This window comes from Klebsiella quasipneumoniae subsp. quasipneumoniae, from assembly GCF_020525925.1.
Lineage (GTDB): Bacteria > Pseudomonadota > Gammaproteobacteria > Enterobacterales > Enterobacteriaceae > Klebsiella > Klebsiella quasipneumoniae.
Map to the genome: position 1 here is coordinate 3,526,046 of NZ_CP084876.1, position 15,602 is coordinate 3,541,647.

Genomic DNA, 15,602 nt, shown 5'->3' on the forward strand with positions numbered 1-15,602 from the left:
TACTCCCCCCTCACCCACCAGGCAATATTTTGTGCTAACTTTAAAGCTAAACGTGGTTTAGATTTAACTTTTAACGCATAAATATTGCATAACTATTCTGCCAAAGGTAGTATTTGCGGCCTCAATAGCTATTCGTATCAGACTGCCCAGATGAGTATTAAACTAAACGGCATTAATTGCTTCTACGGCGCGCACCAGGCGCTGTTCGACATCACGCTGGATTGCCCGCAGGGGGAAACGCTGGTGCTGCTCGGCCCCAGCGGTGCCGGGAAGAGCTCGCTGCTGCGCGTACTCAACCTGCTGGAGATGCCGCGTTCCGGTTCATTAGCCATCGCCGGTAACCATTTCGACTTCACCAGAGCGCCGTCCGATAAAGCGATTCGCGAACTGCGGCAGAACGTCGGCATGGTCTTTCAGCAGTACAACCTGTGGCCGCACCTGACGGTACAGCAGAACCTGATCGAGGCCCCCTGTCGCGTACTGGGGTTAAGCAAGGATCAGGCGCTGGCTCGCGCAGAGAAGTTGCTGGAGCGCCTGCGTCTGAAGCCCTACAGCGATCGTTACCCGCTGCATTTATCCGGCGGTCAGCAGCAGCGTGTGGCGATCGCCCGCGCGCTGATGATGGAGCCGCAGGTTCTGCTGTTCGATGAGCCTACCGCGGCGCTCGACCCGGAAATCACCGCCCAGATCGTTAGTATCATCCGCGAGCTGGCTGAAACCGGCATCACCCAGGTTATCGTCACCCATGAAGTTGAAGTGGCGCGCAAGACGGCAAGCCGGGTGGTGTATATGGAAAATGGCCATATCGTCGAGCAAGGGGATGCCTCCTGCTTCACGCATCCGCAAACTGACGCGTTTAAAAACTATCTTTCACACTGATGTTTTTCGGGGAAATGACGATGAAAAAAGTACTGATTGCCGCCCTGCTCGCAGGCATGAGCCTCTCCGCTTCCGCCGCGCAAACCATTCGTTTCGCCACCGAGGCCTCCTACCCTCCGTTTGAGCTGGTGGATGCCAACAACCAGATCGTCGGTTTCGATGTGGATCTGGCTAACGCGCTGTGTAAAGAGATCGACGCCACCTGTACCTTTACCAACCAGGCCTTTGACAGCCTGATCCCGGGCCTGAAATTCCGCCGTTTCGACGCGGTCATGGCCGGGATGGACATCACGCCTGAGCGTGAAAAGCAGGTCCTGTTCTCCACCCCGTATTATGACAACTCGGCGCTGTTCGTCGGTCAGCAGGGCAAGTTCACCAGCATTGACCAGCTGAAGGGCAAAAAAGTGGGCGTACAGAACGGCACCACCCACCAGAAATTTATCACGGATAAACATCCGGAAATCACCACCGTGCCTTACGACAGCTACCAGAATGCGAAGCTGGATCTGCAGAACGGTCGTATTGACGCGGTCTTCGGTGATACCGCCGTGGTCACCGAATGGCTGAAGAGCAATCCGAAGCTGGCGGCCGTGGGCGATAAAGTGACCGACAAAGCCTATTTCGGCACCGGGCTGGGCATTGCCGTGCGTCAGGGCAACACCGACCTGCAGCAGAAATTTAACGCTGCGCTGGAAAAAGTGAAGAAAGACGGCACTTACCAGACCATCTATAACAAATGGTTCCAGAAGTAAGACTGAATGAACGAAATTTTTCCATTAGCAAGCGCCGCCGGGATGACCGTCGGCCTTGCCGTTTGCGCGCTCGCCATCGGCCTCGTCCTGGCGATGCTCTTCGCGGTACTGGAGTCAGTGAAATGGCGCCCGGTAGCCTGGCTTGCAACCGGCATTGTGACCATTCTGCGCGGCCTACCGGAAATTCTGGTGGTGCTGTTTATCTATTTCGGCTCGTCCCAGCTGCTGCTGACGCTCTCTGACGGTTTCACCATCCCGCTCGGGTTCACGCAGATCCCGGTGCAGATGCAGATTGAGAACTTTGACGTCAGTCCGTTCCTCTGCGGGGCGATCGCCCTGTCGCTGCTGTATGCCGCCTACGCCTCGCAAACGCTGCGCGGCGCGCTGAAAGCCGTTCCGCAGGGTCAGTGGGAGTCCGGCCAGGCGCTGGGGCTGTCGAAAGCGGCCATTTTCTTCCGCCTGGTGATGCCGCAGATGTGGCGGCATGCCCTGCCCGGTCTCGGCAACCAGTGGCTGGTGCTGCTGAAGGACACCGCGCTGGTGAGCCTGATCAGCGTCAACGATCTGATGCTGCAGACCAAAAGCATCGCCACCCGCACTCAGGAGCCCTTTAACTGGTATATCATTGCCGCAGCAATCTATCTCGTCATCACCCTGTTGAGTCAATACATTCTTAAGCGGATTGACCAGCGTGCGACGCGCTTCGAACGGAGACCAGGCTGATGCTCGACTACTTACCCGAACTGCTGAAAGGCCTGCATACCAGCCTGACGCTGACCGTGGCGTCGATTATCGTGGCGCTGATCCTGTCGCTGATCTTTACCATTATCCTGACGCTGAAGACGCCGGGGCTGGTGTGGATAGTGCGCGGCTACATCACCCTGTTTACCGGTACGCCGCTGCTGGTGCAGATCTTCCTGATCTACTATGGCCCCGGGCAGTTTCCTTCGCTGCAGGAATATCCATGGCTGTGGCATCTTATCTCCGAGCCGTGGCTGTGCGCCCTGATCGCCCTGTCGCTTAACAGCGCCGCCTATACCACCCAGCTGTTTTACGGCGCCATCCGGGCGATCCCCGACGGGCAATGGCAGTCGTGCAGCGCGCTGGGGATGAGTAAAAAGGATACCCTGGCGATCCTGCTGCCGTACGCCTTTAAACGCGCGCTGTCGTCCTACTCCAACGAAGTGGTGCTGGTGTTCAAAAGTACCTCTCTGGCCTACACCATCACCCTGATGGAAGTGATGGGTCACGGCCAGCTGCTGTACGGACGGACCTACGACGTGATGGTGTTCGGCGCCGCCGGGATTATTTATCTCATCGTCAACGGGTTGCTGACCCTGTTGATGCGCCTGGTGGAGCGCAAAGCGCTAGCTTTCGAACGGCGTAACTAGCGCCTGGCGTATTTGCATAATAAGCGAACAACAAGACGGACAAGTCTAATACCTGTCCGTCTTTTTTTATATCAAATAAAATAGTTAATCATTTTTATTGAATACAAATTCATTTAATGGCATTGTCACCCTATGCCGCAGACACGGCGAATAATCATAAGATTGACAGACGGGAGTTCCACGATGAAAAAGTTAGTTCTGGCTGCACTGCTCACCACGTTCACCTTCGGCGCCGCCGCCGCGGAGAAAATCAGCTTCGGCGTGTCCGCGACCTATCCGCCGTTTGAATCGATGGACGCGAATAACCAGATTGTCGGCTTTGATATCGATCTGGCCCATGCGCTGTGCAAACAAATGCAGGCAGAATGCACCTTTACCAACCACGCGTTTGACAGCCTGATCCCGGCGCTGAAGTTTAAGAAGTATGACGCGGTGATTTCCGGAATGGATATTACGCCGGAACGCAGCAAGCAGGTGGCCTTCACCGACCCGTACTACGCCAACTCCGCGCTGGTGATCGCCAAAAAAGACGCGTTCCACTCGTTCGATGATTTGAAAGGCAAACGGATCGGCATGGAAAACGGCACCACCCACCAGAAATATCTGCAGGATAAACATCCTGAGGTGAAGACCGTCGCCTATGACAGCTACCAGAACGCGATTATCGACCTGAAAAATGGCCGTATCGACGGCGTGTTCGGCGACACGGCGGTGGTCAACGAGTGGCTGAAAACCAACCCACAGCTGGGGGCAGCCACGCCGAAAGTAACCGATCCGCAATACTTCGGCACCGGCCTTGGGATTGCCGTGCGCCCGGATAACAAGGCGCTGCTGGAGAAACTGAACGCCGCGCTGAAGGCGATTAAAGCCGACGGTACCTACCAGAAAATCAGCAACCAGTGGTTCCCGGAGTAACTTTTTTGCCGGGTGGCGCTGCGCTTACCCGGCCGTCCCCGTAGCCGGGTAAGGCGTAGCCGCCACCCGGCAATTTCTCAAAGTGGCACGAAGAACCTGAACCGCGCCCCGCTTACCGACTCCACCAGCCGGATCCCGCCCCCGTGCAGCTCCAGCATCCGTTTCACAATCAGCAGCCCTAACCCACCGCGATCCTCCCGCGACGCCTGGGTAGACAACGCCGACGGCCGCTGGAACAGATCATCACGCAGCGCGGCATCGACGCCCGTTCCGTTGTCTGCCACTTCAACCTGGAGCTGTTGATTCTCCTGCCAGACCGCCAGACGGATCTCCCCGCCGACGGGAGTATGCCGCATCGCGTTATCGAGCAGGTTGGTCACCACCCTCTCAATCATCGACACATCGGCGTTGATCAGCGGCAACGGCCCCGGCACATCAATTTGCAGGTTCACCTCGCGCGTGCGGGCGGTGAGTTCAAACTTCTGCGCCACGTCGGAAATCAGCTCCGCCATCGCGAAACGCTCGCGCTGCGGCTTAATGCTCCCGTGCTCCAGTCGCGCCAGCTCAAACAGCTGCTGTGAAAGATGGCGCACCTTGTTGCCCTGGCGCAGGGCGATGGTGAGATACTGCCTGCGCTCCTCGGCGGTCAGCCTTTCGTCCTTCAGGGTCAGCGTTTCCAGATACCCCAGCAGCGAAGTCAGCGGCGTGCGCAAATCGTGGGAAATATTGGCCACAAATTCGCGGCGCTGGCGGTCGCTGTCTGCCAGTCGATCCCACTGACCGGCTATCTGCCGGGCAAGGTCAATAAAGCGGTTCTCAAGAACCGCTACCTCATTACCGGGCTGTGGCTCCGGCGTGCGGGCCGCCAGGGTTTTGATGGCGCTGATGCTGTCCCGATCGTTCGCCGCCACCTGGGCGGTGAGCTGGCGGACAGGCCGGGTAACCCAGAACCATGCCAGGCCTCCCGCCAGCAGACCAAACAGGGCCACCAGCAGCAGGGTCCACAGAACAATGCTCCACAGCGTTTTTTGCCAGGCGTCGGCCGCCAGCTGATTAAAGGTCTCCCCCTGCAAAATGATATACAGGTAGCCGCGCAGCTGGCCGTCGACGCGCAGCGGGGCGGCGCTGAAGACTTTTCGCCCGTCAAGGCTGCGGGGATCGTCGCCATACACCGGCGACGAACTGCCGGTGAGAAAAACCTGTACCGGCGCCATGTCGATCCGCTGGCGCTGGATATGGCCCGGCGGCGCCGCATCGGCCAGCAGGTCGCCATCCGGCGACAGCAGATAGAGCTCCACGCTGGGATTAAAGGTCATCAGGCGGTCAAACAGCGACTTCAGGGTTTGCCGGTTGACCTCGCCGTGGGCGTCCAGCAGCGGTTCGCGGGCCACAATTTGCTGAGCCAGCCCGGCGGAGAGGCGCTGCACCATGGCGTTGCCATACTGCGCGCTGCTGTGTAACTGAACGGCGCACACCGCCGCCGCGCACAGCATCAGCAGGGAGACCACCACCAGCGCCAGCCGCTGGCTGAGGCTCAGGCGGCGGATCACGGGGCGGCCTCCTGGGTCACCGGGGCGAACTTATAGCCTTTTCCCCAGACGGTCAGAATGATGTCCGGCTCGGCCGGGTCACGTTCGATTTTACTGCGCAGGCGGTTGATATGGGTATTGACCGTGTGCTCATAGCCCTCATGCTGATATCCCCAGACCTGCTCCAGCAGCGCCAGCCGGGAAAACACCTCCCCGGGATGGCGGGCAAAGTAATACAGAAGCTCGAATTCGCGCGGCGTGAGGTCCACCATCTCGCCGCGCAGCCTCACTTCGCGGGACAGCGGATCGATGCTCAGACCATGGCAGGACAGGCGCCCGGCGTCCATCAGCAGGTTCTGCCCCATCGCCTCCTGGCGACGAAACAGCGCTTTAACGCGGGCGATAAGCTCCAGTAACGAAAAGGGTTTCGCCAGATAGTCGTCGGCGCCCATCTCCAGGCCCAGCACACGGTGCATTTCGCTGGTGCGAGCGCTGATGATGATCACCGGCAGATAGCGGGTCATCTGGCGGATGCGCCGGCAGATCTCCAGGCCGTCGACACCGGGCAGCATCAAATCGAGGATCACCGCATCCCAGACCCGCGTTTCCAGTCGGGCGAGGGCCTGGCCGCCATCGGCCTCATGCACAATCTGATAGCCCTCATCCTGCAGATTGAGCCGCAGCAGCGTGGCTATATCCTCATCATCTTCCACCAGCAGAATGGTTTTGGCCATTAGATTCCCCCCACCAATAACAAAACATGCTGCGTCAAGCTTACCCGATTTCGGCGGCGCAAAGCCTTCACATTTTGTTTAAACTTCGCGGACCAGCAGGGTCAGCACTTCGTAGTGGGCGGTATGAGGGAACATATCAAACAGCTGGACCCGCTCGACGCGATAGCCGCTAAGACGGGCAATGTCGGTCGCCATGGTGCGGGCGTTACAGCTGGAATAGATAATGTAGGGCGGCGCCATGCGGCTTAAATAGTCGCACAGTTCAGCGCCAATGCCGCGTCGCGGCGGGTTGACCAGCACCAGCTGCGGGATATCCGCTTCATGCGTGGCGAACCGCGTGGAGTCCAGCGCCTGAAAATGCAGATTGCCGAGCCCCAGCTGCGCGGCAGACTGCCTGGCGCAGGCGATCGCTTCCGGGGCTATCTCTATCCCGGTCAGGCGCATCGCCGGCGTCGCGCAGTGCAGGCCAAAACCGCCGACGCCGCAAAACAGATCCCACATATGCTGGACCGGCAGCGCGCGCACCCAGTCGCGGGCGGTGGCGTACAGCCGGCTGGCTACCGTCGGGTTAGTCTGAAAGAAGCTTTGCGGACGGATCCACAGCGGCACCTCATTAAAGACCTCGCCCAGCGCCTGCTGTTCGGTGAAGAAGATCTCCTGCTCGCCTTCCATGATTGCCATATGCACCGGCTGGATATTCGCCGTGATCACCTTGAGCTGCGGGAACTGTGCCTGCAGCCAGGGCAGCGCGGCGCGCAGCTGGGCCACCTTGGCCTCTGAGCGCAGCACGAAGCGCAGCATCATCTCCCCCTGCTGGCTGGCGGTCAGCAGCAGATATTTCAGCTCCCCGCGCTTGCGCGCGACGTTGTAGGGAGTTAACCCGGCGCGGGCGATAAAGGGCTTCAGGCCGGCAAACACCGGCGCAAACTCGGCGGGATAGAGCGGGCAGTCGGTGAGGTCCACCGGGGTGCCATCGCGGTGCAGCATCCCCAGCAGCGGACGCTCAACGCTGCCGCTGACCACCATTTTGGCCTTGTTACGGAAAGCCGCCTCCGGCCCGCTGACCGGCTCGCCCCAGTCGGCGACGGGGATTGCCGCCAGCAGCGTGCGCAGGTCGGCCATTTTATCGGCGAGCTGTTGCGGAACCGACCGTTCCAGCCATTGACAGGAACGGCAGCGGCCGGCGTCGTAGAGTGCGCAATGCATAATTGACCTTCAAAATTCCAGGGGCGGGGATTGTATCACCGTTATTGCAGGCGGAAAAACCGACGGCAGGTCGCTGGCACAAACAGCAGCGTCAGGACCAGTAGATCCGGCAGTTTTTGCATCACCAGCGAGTGGAAGATCTCCCGTTTGGATTCGCCGGGAATACTGAACAGCTCCGGATACCCGTAGCCCAGCGACGCCGCCCACAGGTAGCCGGCGGCTATCATCTGCGTCAGCAGATAGACCCAGCGCGCCCAGTTGCGCCCTTTCACCAGCGAGAAGGCGCACCAGATTTCGATAAACACCAGCGCCAGGCTGCCGAGGAAGACCAGCGTCAGGTTCCAGGTCTGGACGCTACGGTGTATGAATTCGTTCAGCCCCTGCAGGCCCAACAAATTGAGGATCATCAGCAGATCCAGACCGCGAATCAAAATAATCGCAAAGGCCGCCACCTGCACCAGCGCAGGGACGTTAAGGCGGGCATGCGATGAGCGAGTTTTCGTAAACAATCCCAACGTAATGTCTTCCATGAAAACGGCGCCACAGAGTGGCGCCGACCGGAGGCTGCTGTACCGATTTTAGGTGGTTCAGCCTTGTCTTGCACGCTGGATATCGCGCACTCGCTGCTTTTCTGCGCGGGCCATCAAATACCAGGCGATAAAACCAACAACGCCGACCACGCCGAGGATGAGCGTCGCCAGGGCGTTAATCTCCGGGTTGACCCCCATGCGCACGCTGGAGAAGACCAGCATCGGCAAGGTCGTGGCCCCGGGACCGGAGACAAAGCTGGCGATCACCAGGTCATCCAGCGACAGCGTGAAGGCCAGCAGCCAGCCGGAGATCACCGCTGGCATAATCATCGGCAGCGTGATGACGAAGAAGACCTTCAGCGGCGCGGCGCCCAGATCCATCGCCGCCTCTTCGATCGAGTGGTCCAGCTCACGCAGGCGCGAGGAGATCACCACCGCCACGTAGGCGGTACAGAAGGTGACGTGCGCCAGCCAGATGGTCAGCATCCCGCGATCCGACGGCCAGCCGATGGCATGTCCCAGCGCCACGAACAGCAGCAGCAGCGAGAGCCCGGTGATCACGTCCGGCATGACCAGCGGCGCGGTGATCATAAACGCGAAGCCGTTGGAGCCGCGAAAACGTCCAAAGCGCACCATCACCACCGCGGCGATGGTGCCAAGGATCGCCGCCGCCGTCGCCGCGCAGGCGGCGATAGTCAGGCTGAGCCCCACCGCGCTCATCATCGCGTCATCGTGGAACAGCTCGCTATACCAGCGCGTTGACCACCCGGCCCAGACCGTCACCAGCTTTGAGCTATTGAAGGAGTAGATCACCAGCATCAGCATCGGGGCATAGAGGAAGGTGAACCCGAGCACGAGGATCAGAATGCGCCACGGCGAGCGTACTACCGGCAAGTCGTTCATCCCTGCTCTCCCATCTGTTTTTGCTGGTGCTTATGGAACCACATGATCGGCACGATCAGCAGCAGCAGCATGACAATCGCCACCGCCGAAGCCACCGGCCAGTCACGGTTGTTAAAGAACTCCTGCCACAGCACGCGGCCAATCATAATGCTGTCCGGCCCGCCCAGCAGCTCCGGGATCACGAACTCCCCCACCGCCGGGATAAACACCAGCATGGAGCCAGCGATAATCCCTCCTTTGGTGAGCGGAACGATCACCTGAAAGAAGGTCTTCAGCGGCCGGGCGCCGAGATCCAGCGAGGCCTCCACCAGCGAATAGTCGATGCGGGTCAGCGCGGTGTAGATAGGCAGCACCATAAACGGCAGATAGGCATAGACGATACCGATATATACCGCCAGGTTGGTGTGCAGGATCTCCAGCGGCTGATCGATAACCCCTAGCCACAGCAGGAAGTTATTCAACACCCCGTTGCTTTTCAGCAGTCCCATCCAGGCATAGACGCGGATCAAAAACGACGTCCACGACGGGAGGATCACCAGCAACAGCAGAATATTGCGCGTCGACGGCTTGCTGTGCGCCACCGCCCAGGCCAGCGGATAGCCCAGCAGCAGGCAGCAGAGCGTCGAGATGCCCGCCACCTGCAGCGACTGCAGATAAGCCTCAAAATAGAGCGGATCGTCGGTCAGCTGCAGGAAGTTGGCAAAGTTAAGGGTCAGCGTCAGCTGACCATCCGCCCACTCCATCAGATCGGTGTAGGGAGGGATCGCCCGCGCCATCTCGGCAAGACTTATCTTGAACACGATCAGGAACGGCAGCATAAACAACAGGATCAGCCACAGATAGGGCAGCGCGATCACCAGCTTGCGGCCATGCGCCATCTGCAGGCGCGCCGCCCACAGCGCGAAGCCGCCCGGTTTTTTCGCCCCTGACGGGGATTCAACGGTACTCATCGCCCTCTCCTTACACCGTCAGTACAACGCAGCTGTCCGCATCCCAGCATAAACGCACCTCGTCACCCCAGGTGGGCGTTCCTTTCCGATGGCGGTGCTCATTCTGCAGCTGGGCGCTGATCATCTGCCCGCTTTGCAGGCGCACATGGTAGATGGAGAGATCCCCCAGATAGGCGATATGAATCACCTCGCCGACGGCAAAATTGTAGCCATCCGCCGGCGGCTCATCGCACAGCATGATCTTCTCCGGACGCAGCGCCACCCACACCGGCACGTTGTCCACCACCGAGGCGTCGGGGTCGACCTTCAGCGGATGCACCAGTCCCGGCGAGCGCAGCACCAGGCCATCTTCCAGACGCTCTTTCACCAGCCCTTCAAAGACGTTCACCGAGCCGATGAACTCGGCGCTGTAGCGGGTGGTCGGGTGCTCGTAAATCTCTTCCGGTTCGCCAATCTGCACAAACTTGCCGCGGTTCATGATGGCGATACGGCCCGCCATGGTCATGGCCTCTTCCTGATCGTGAGTCACCATCACGCAGGTCACGCCAACGCGCTCAAGAATATCCACTACTTCCAGCTGCATGCGATCGCGCAGCTTTTTATCCAGCGCCCCCATCGGCTCGTCGAGCAGCAGCAGCTTTGGTCGTTTCGCCAGGCTGCGCGCCAACGCGACGCGCTGGCGCTGACCGCCAGAGAGCTGGTGCGGCTTACGTTTAGCGAACTCCTGCATGTGCACCAGAGCCAGCATCTCCTGCACCCGGGCGGTGATTTCCGCCTTAGGCAGACGATCCTGCTTCAGACCGAAAGCGATATTCTGCTCAACGGTCATATGGGGAAACAGGGCGTAGGACTGGAACATCATATTGATAGGCCGCTGATAGGGCGGTACGCGCGCCAGATCCACGCCGTCGAGCATAATCTGTCCGGCGGTCGGTTGCTCAAAGCCCGCCAGCATGCGCAGCAGGGTCGATTTCCCGCAGCCTGATGCGCCCAGCAGAGCAAAAATTTCGCCTTTATAAATAGTGAGACTGACATCGTCGACAGCGTGCTGGCCATCAAACGACTTGGTTAAGTTACGGATTTCCAGCAGCGGGGTCAGCGCTTTGGGGGCTTTCGCCTGTGGGCGGGGCATTACGTCGTTCAATCGGGTGCTCTCCGGCAAAAAAACGATCACCATATGGTCCGGTGCCATACTTCGTGCTTAACAGTGCAGGTGCACCATCCTGGTGCTTCTGCTCGCCGGGCGCGCTGCCATTTCCCGGCGAGTGCCGTTCTGATACGGCCCGCTTACCGGGCCGTCAGAGTTTATTTACCGCTCTTCACTTTGGTCCACGCGCGGGTGCGCACGCGGTCGATCTTCGGATCCTGCACCTTCAGCGTGAACAGTTTGGCGAACACATCCGCTGGCGGATAAATCGCCGGGTTGTTACGGATAGTCTCGCTGACCAGCGGCGTGGAGGCCTTGTTGCCGTTGGCGTAGAACACCTGGTCGCTGATTTTGGCGATCACATCCGGGCGCATCAGATAGTTAAGGAACTGATAGGCCTCATCTTTATTCTTAGCGTCGGCCGGCATCGCAAAGACGTCAAAGAACGCCAGGGCGCCTTCCTTCGGAATAAAGTAGGAGACGTTGACGCCGTTCTTCGCCTCTTTCGCGCGGTTCGCCGCCTGCCAGACGTCCCCTGCCCAGCCGATCGCCACGCAGATGTCGCCATTGGCGAGGTCGTTAATATATTGCGAAGAGTGGAAGTAGCGAATGTTCGGCCGCAGCTTCAGCAGCAGATCGGTGGCCGGACCGGTGTAATCATTCGCTTTGCTGCTGTTCGGATCCTTGCCAAGGTAGTTCAGCACGGTGGCGAAAATCTCTTCCGGCGCGTCGAGGAAGGAGACGCCGCAGCTTTTCAGTTTTTCTAGGTTCTCCGGCTTCAGCACCAGATCCCAGCTGTCCACCGGCGCATCTTTGCCGAGGACGGCTTTCACTTTATCAACGTTGTAGCCAATGCCCGTCGTCGCCCACAGGTAAGGCATGGCGTATTTATTCTCCGGGTCATGCTTGGCGACCAGCTTCAGCACTTCGGGGTCGAGATTCTTCCAGTTCGGCAGCTTGCTCTTATCCAGCGGCTGGAACACGCCCGCCGCCAGCTGGCGCTCAAGGAAGCTGGCCGATGGCACCACCAGATCGAAACCGGTGCTGCCGGCCATTAATTTACCTTCCAGCACTTCATTGGAATCAAAAACGTCATACACGACTTTAATCCCGGTCTCTTTTTCGAAATTGGCCACGGTGTCCGGCGCAATATAATCAGACCAGTTATAGACATGCAGGGTTTTTTGTTCGGCGGCGAGCGAACCGGCAGAGACGGCCATCAGCGCACCCGTAACCAGACCTGTTAACCATTTTTTACCAAAGGCGGTCATATCTCTTTTCCTTCTCAACGCCCGTTAACTTACGGGCTCAAATATACGCATTTCTACGCATGCAAAAATCATGCATATTTTTTCATTGCCTGAGAAAAGGAGAGCGGATCTCTCCCGGAGTGGTTGCTCGCAACTGGAAGCATCGCCAGAATAACTGTAGCCAGAATAAGAGGCTATAGCCCAGGTAAAAAAACGCCTTTTATCAAATTTTTATGCAATAACGGTCTACGTGATAAGCCAAAACGGCCTGAATGGCGGTGAATAATGCTTTAAAGAAAGGTTAAATGCAGAATAAAAGCGGGTAATACGCAGCCGCTGCGGTAGTGGCTGCGCTAATTTTAGGCAGGTTTAGTGAAGAAAATGGTATTGCACGTTTTCTGCGGCCGGCTCTTCTTCTTCGCCTTTGTACAGCAGCTGATTGGCGCCGGCTTCGAGGATCACCATCGAGATCTGCTCCTCGCTTTGGCGGAAGAACCAGGCGAACTGCTCCATCGTCACCCCGGGGCCGATAGACAGCGACTGGCAGACCACCAGCTTGGGCAAATTATCGTCCTGAATGTCGATAAACGCCTTCACGGTTAACGAACTGGCGTTGATGGCCGAGAGATCCGCCGACAGCGCCAGTAAAGCAGACGGCTTCACCTCCGCCAGGGCGGAAAAGAGCACCACGTTATCCACCAGGTCAATTTTGGCATCAAAAATACCGTCGAAATTCTGCATATGCGGCAGGTGCAATGCCTGACAGGAATCGCACTCAAAAAAGCTGATGCCGATCTCATCCAGCCAGCGACGTAGCGTATCCAGACCTGGAACGACCAGTGAATCCATAGTGCCTGTGACCTCTTACAGTGGAAAAACGACGCCATAGCTTACGCAAAAAAAGCGCCGCATACCATGACAGTCTTGCATCCGGCGGTTAGCCGCCTATTTTCAAACAGAATTCCGGTGTCGCCTGGCGCTCGATCCAGGCGATCATCCTGCTGGCGATGTCCACGCCGGAGGTGGTTTCCACGCCTTCCAGTCCGGGCGAGGCATTCACCTCCATCACCAGCGGCCCGCGGCTGGCGCGTAAAATATCGACACCGGCGACGTCCAGGCCCAGGGTTTGCGTCGCCTTGATGGCAATGGCGCGCTCCTCATCGCTAATCTGCGCCACCGTAGCCATGCCGCCACGGTGCAGGTTAGAGCGAAAATCGCCCTCTTTCGCCCGCCGTTCGATCGCCGCCACCACCTCATTGCCGACCACCAGGCAGCGAATATCGCAGCCTTTCGCCTCGGCAATGTACTCCTGCACCAGGATGTGGGCGTTCAGCCCGCGAAAGGCGTCGATCACGCTCTCCGCCGCCTGGCGGGTCTCCGCCAGCACCACGCCGATCCCCTGGGTGCCCTCCACCAGCTTCACCACCAGCGGCGCGCCGCCGACCATGGCGATCAGATCGCTGGTGTCATCGGGGGAATGAGCGATGCCGGTCAGCGGCAGATCGATGCCCTGGCGCGCCAGCAGCTGCAGCGAGCGCAGCTTATCGCGAGCGCGGGTGATGGCGACCGATTCGTTCAGCGGATAGCTTCCCAGGAGCTCAAACTGACGCAGGGCCGCGGTGCCATAGTAGGTAATCGCCGAGCCAATGCGCGGGATCACCGCATCAAAGTGCGGCAGCTGGCGCCCTTTATAGTGGATCGAAGAGGCCACCGGGCTGACGTTCATATAACAGGAAAGCGGATCGAGGATCTCGACCTGATGCCCGCGCTGTTGCGCCGCTTCGCGCAGGCGTCGACATGAATAAAGCGTTCCATCCCGGGATAATATGGCAATTTTCATCCTGCACCTCTGCAAAAAGACCCGCACTGGCGGGCCTCAGCTATCGAACACACTTCCACCTTTCCTGCCGCCAGCGTCGGATACCGCCTGGCCGGAGCAGCAGTGTACACGTAATCAGCGCGTTGCCCACCCCTGCTTATGCAGATAGTCGAGAATAAACGGACGACTCTCTTTCACGATAGTGCGACGGATATGATCGCTCCAGGTATCGCGGCGGGCGTTGCTGCCGCGCGACAGATAATAGTGCGCCAGCTGTTCGTCATACTCCGCCAGCAGCGCGTTATCCAGCGGCTGATAGCGGTTCTCATGCACCAGCATGGCGGCCGGCATCCGCGGCTTGATGTCCGGGTTATCCGCCGGCCAGCCAAGGCAAAGACCGAACAGCGGCAGGACGTGCTGCGGCAGCTCCAGCAGCTCGGTCACCGCCTCGATGCTGTTGCGCAAGCCGCCGATATAGACGCCACCCAGCCCGAGGGACTCGGCGGCGGTCAGCGCGTTTTGCGCCAGCAGCGCCGTATCGACAACGCCGATCAGCAGCTGTTCCGCCAGCCCCAGCTCCGCCTGCGGGCAGATCTGCAGGTGGCGGTTAAAGTCGGCGCAGAAGACCCAAAACTCCGCCGCCTGGGCGACGTGCTGCTGGCCGCCGGTCAGCGGGACCAGACGTTCACGCAGGGCCGGGTCGGTAATACGGATGATGGAGGTGCACTGTAAAAAACTCGAGGTAGATGCCGCTTGCGCGCTGGCGATAATCGCCGCGCGCTGTTCGTCGCTCACGGGCGCATCGGTGAAGTGGCGGATAGAACGGTGGCTGCGCAGCAGCTCAATGGTCGGCGTCATTTCGTTTTTCTCTGTCAGACAAGGATTCAGGCTCAGGAGAGTGGGTTAACTGCGGGGCCACGATCTGCGCCATCCGCCACATCACGACGATGGCGGCGGGGATCATCAGCACGATCCCGGCAAAGAGCATCACCAGCGCCGCGGTCGGGCTGGCAATGGGCGCAGGCAGCTGGACATACTGGTTAAGCGAGAGCCAGGCGAGGGTTAACAGCCCCATCCCGAGGATCTCAACCAGCAGTATGCTTTTTGGCAACGGGGCAAATTTTCGCATCACGCCTCTCCGGTTGATAAACGCGGCGCGCCAGCCAATGCCACCGCGCCGCCGGGTCAGTATACGGGTTTTGATAGTACGACATTTATCAAACATAGCCGTAAACCATCGAAGCAAAAGGCAGAACCTTCTTTCCCTCACCGGCCAATGCAGGCATCATAAGCGCCATTCGCCATCCGGCTGAGGTTTAAGGAGAGAAGCAATGTTTACCGTTATTTTTGGTCGTCCAGGCTGCCCTTACTGCGTTCGCGCCAAAGAGCTGGCAGAAAAACTGACCAACGAGCGTGATGACTTTAACTACCGTTACGTGGATATTCACGCCGAAGGCATCAGCAAAGCTGATCTGGAAAAAACCGTCGGCAAACCGGTTGAAACCGTACCGCAGATTTTCGTCGACCAGAAACACATCGGCGGTTGCACCGATTTCGAAGCCTGGGCGAAAGAGAACCTTGGCCTGTTTGCCTGAGT

General features: G+C 58.9%; 18 protein-coding genes. 6 read left to right on the forward strand and 12 right to left on the reverse strand.

What is annotated here, in order from left to right:
• Positions 1 to 150 precede the first annotated feature (150 nt).
• From artP to artJ, 5 genes are all read left to right on the forward strand, one after another.
• On the forward strand, positions 151 to 879 hold the full coding sequence (artP, locus tag LGM20_RS17050) for an arginine ABC transporter ATP-binding protein ArtP (protein ID WP_032455249.1): 729 nt from the start codon (positions 151 to 153) through the stop codon (positions 877 to 879).
• A gap of 20 nt (positions 880 to 899) precedes the next feature.
• Positions 900 to 1,631 carry an arginine ABC transporter substrate-binding protein ArtI gene (gene artI / locus LGM20_RS17055; RefSeq protein ID WP_002896390.1) on the forward strand — a complete coding sequence of 244 codons (732 nt, stop codon included), beginning with the start codon at positions 900 to 902 and terminating at the stop codon, positions 1,629 to 1,631.
• A gap of 6 nt (positions 1,632 to 1,637) precedes the next feature.
• Positions 1,638 to 2,354 carry an arginine ABC transporter permease ArtQ gene (gene artQ, locus LGM20_RS17060; protein WP_023288989.1) on the forward strand — a complete coding sequence of 239 codons (717 nt, stop codon included), beginning with the start codon at positions 1,638 to 1,640 and terminating at the stop codon, positions 2,352 to 2,354.
• Complete coding sequence (gene artM / locus LGM20_RS17065) at positions 2,354 to 3,022, forward strand: arginine ABC transporter permease ArtM (RefSeq protein ID WP_004201338.1); 669 nt, start codon at positions 2,354 to 2,356, stop codon at positions 3,020 to 3,022. The genes artQ and artM overlap by 1 nt, the downstream gene beginning before the upstream one ends.
• A 183-nt stretch (positions 3,023 to 3,205) precedes the next feature.
• Complete coding sequence (gene artJ, locus LGM20_RS17070) at positions 3,206 to 3,937, forward strand: arginine ABC transporter substrate-binding protein ArtJ (protein WP_004201336.1); 732 nt, start codon at positions 3,206 to 3,208, stop codon at positions 3,935 to 3,937.
• A gap of 77 nt (positions 3,938 to 4,014) precedes the next feature.
• Here the strand turns inward: artJ and LGM20_RS17075 are convergent, their stop codons facing one another.
• The 12 genes from LGM20_RS17075 to LGM20_RS17130 all read right to left on the reverse strand — a co-directional run bounded on the left by LGM20_RS17075 (position 4,015) and on the right by LGM20_RS17130 (position 15,134).
• The gene (locus LGM20_RS17075) at positions 4,015 to 5,487 is read right to left on the reverse strand and encodes a sensor histidine kinase (protein WP_044521891.1); all 1,473 of its coding nucleotides are present in this window, start codon (positions 5,485 to 5,487) and stop codon (positions 4,015 to 4,017) included.
• Positions 5,484 to 6,200, reverse strand: coding sequence for a response regulator transcription factor (locus LGM20_RS17080; RefSeq protein WP_023288987.1), 717 nt, complete (start codon positions 6,198 to 6,200; stop codon positions 5,484 to 5,486). The genes LGM20_RS17075 and LGM20_RS17080 overlap by 4 nt, the downstream gene beginning before the upstream one ends.
• Positions 6,201 to 6,278: 78 nt before the next feature.
• A complete protein-coding gene (gene rlmC / locus LGM20_RS17085; RefSeq protein ID WP_023288986.1) occupies positions 6,279 to 7,406 on the reverse strand; it encodes a 23S rRNA (uracil(747)-C(5))-methyltransferase RlmC in 1,128 nt (375 codons plus the stop codon).
• A gap of 41 nt (positions 7,407 to 7,447) precedes the next feature.
• Positions 7,448 to 7,936, reverse strand: coding sequence for a YbjO family protein (locus tag LGM20_RS17090; RefSeq protein ID WP_023288985.1), 489 nt, complete (start codon positions 7,934 to 7,936; stop codon positions 7,448 to 7,450).
• Positions 7,937 to 7,993: 57 nt separating this feature from the next.
• Positions 7,994 to 8,839, reverse strand: a complete 846-nt coding sequence (gene potI, locus LGM20_RS17095) for a putrescine ABC transporter permease PotI (protein ID WP_023288984.1) — start codon at positions 8,837 to 8,839, stop codon at positions 7,994 to 7,996.
• Positions 8,836 to 9,789 (reverse strand): putrescine ABC transporter permease PotH, encoded by a 954-nt coding sequence (gene potH / locus LGM20_RS17100; protein WP_004201331.1) that lies wholly within the window; start codon positions 9,787 to 9,789, stop codon positions 8,836 to 8,838. Before potH ends, potI begins: the two co-directional genes overlap by 4 nt.
• Positions 9,790 to 9,799: 10 nt before the next feature.
• Positions 9,800 to 10,933, reverse strand: coding sequence for a putrescine ABC transporter ATP-binding subunit PotG (gene potG, locus LGM20_RS17105; protein WP_044521950.1), 1,134 nt, complete (start codon positions 10,931 to 10,933; stop codon positions 9,800 to 9,802).
• A 161-nt stretch (positions 10,934 to 11,094) separates the two neighbouring features.
• Positions 11,095 to 12,207 carry a spermidine/putrescine ABC transporter substrate-binding protein PotF gene (gene potF, locus LGM20_RS17110; protein WP_023288982.1) on the reverse strand — a complete coding sequence of 371 codons (1,113 nt, stop codon included), beginning with the start codon at positions 12,205 to 12,207 and terminating at the stop codon, positions 11,095 to 11,097.
• Between the two features lie 348 nt (positions 12,208 to 12,555).
• Positions 12,556 to 13,035 (reverse strand): type III secretion system chaperone family protein, encoded by a 480-nt coding sequence (locus LGM20_RS17115; protein ID WP_002896365.1) that lies wholly within the window; start codon positions 13,033 to 13,035, stop codon positions 12,556 to 12,558.
• 88 nt (positions 13,036 to 13,123) lie between these two features.
• Entirely contained in the window at positions 13,124 to 14,026 is a 903-nt protein-coding gene (gene rimK / locus LGM20_RS17120; protein ID WP_032455245.1) for a 30S ribosomal protein S6--L-glutamate ligase, read from the reverse strand.
• 114 nt (positions 14,027 to 14,140) lie between these two features.
• Entirely contained in the window at positions 14,141 to 14,863 is a 723-nt protein-coding gene (gene nfsA, locus LGM20_RS17125) for a nitroreductase NfsA (RefSeq protein ID WP_032455244.1), read from the reverse strand.
• A complete protein-coding gene (locus LGM20_RS17130) occupies positions 14,847 to 15,134 on the reverse strand; it encodes a YbjC family protein (protein ID WP_004201326.1) in 288 nt (95 codons plus the stop codon). The genes nfsA and LGM20_RS17130 overlap by 17 nt, the downstream gene beginning before the upstream one ends.
• A gap of 202 nt (positions 15,135 to 15,336) precedes the next feature.
• Between LGM20_RS17130 and LGM20_RS17135 the strand changes: the two genes are divergently transcribed.
• A complete protein-coding gene (locus LGM20_RS17135) occupies positions 15,337 to 15,600 on the forward strand; it encodes a GrxA family glutaredoxin (protein WP_002896352.1) in 264 nt (87 codons plus the stop codon).
• Positions 15,601 to 15,602: the final 2 nt, after the last annotated feature.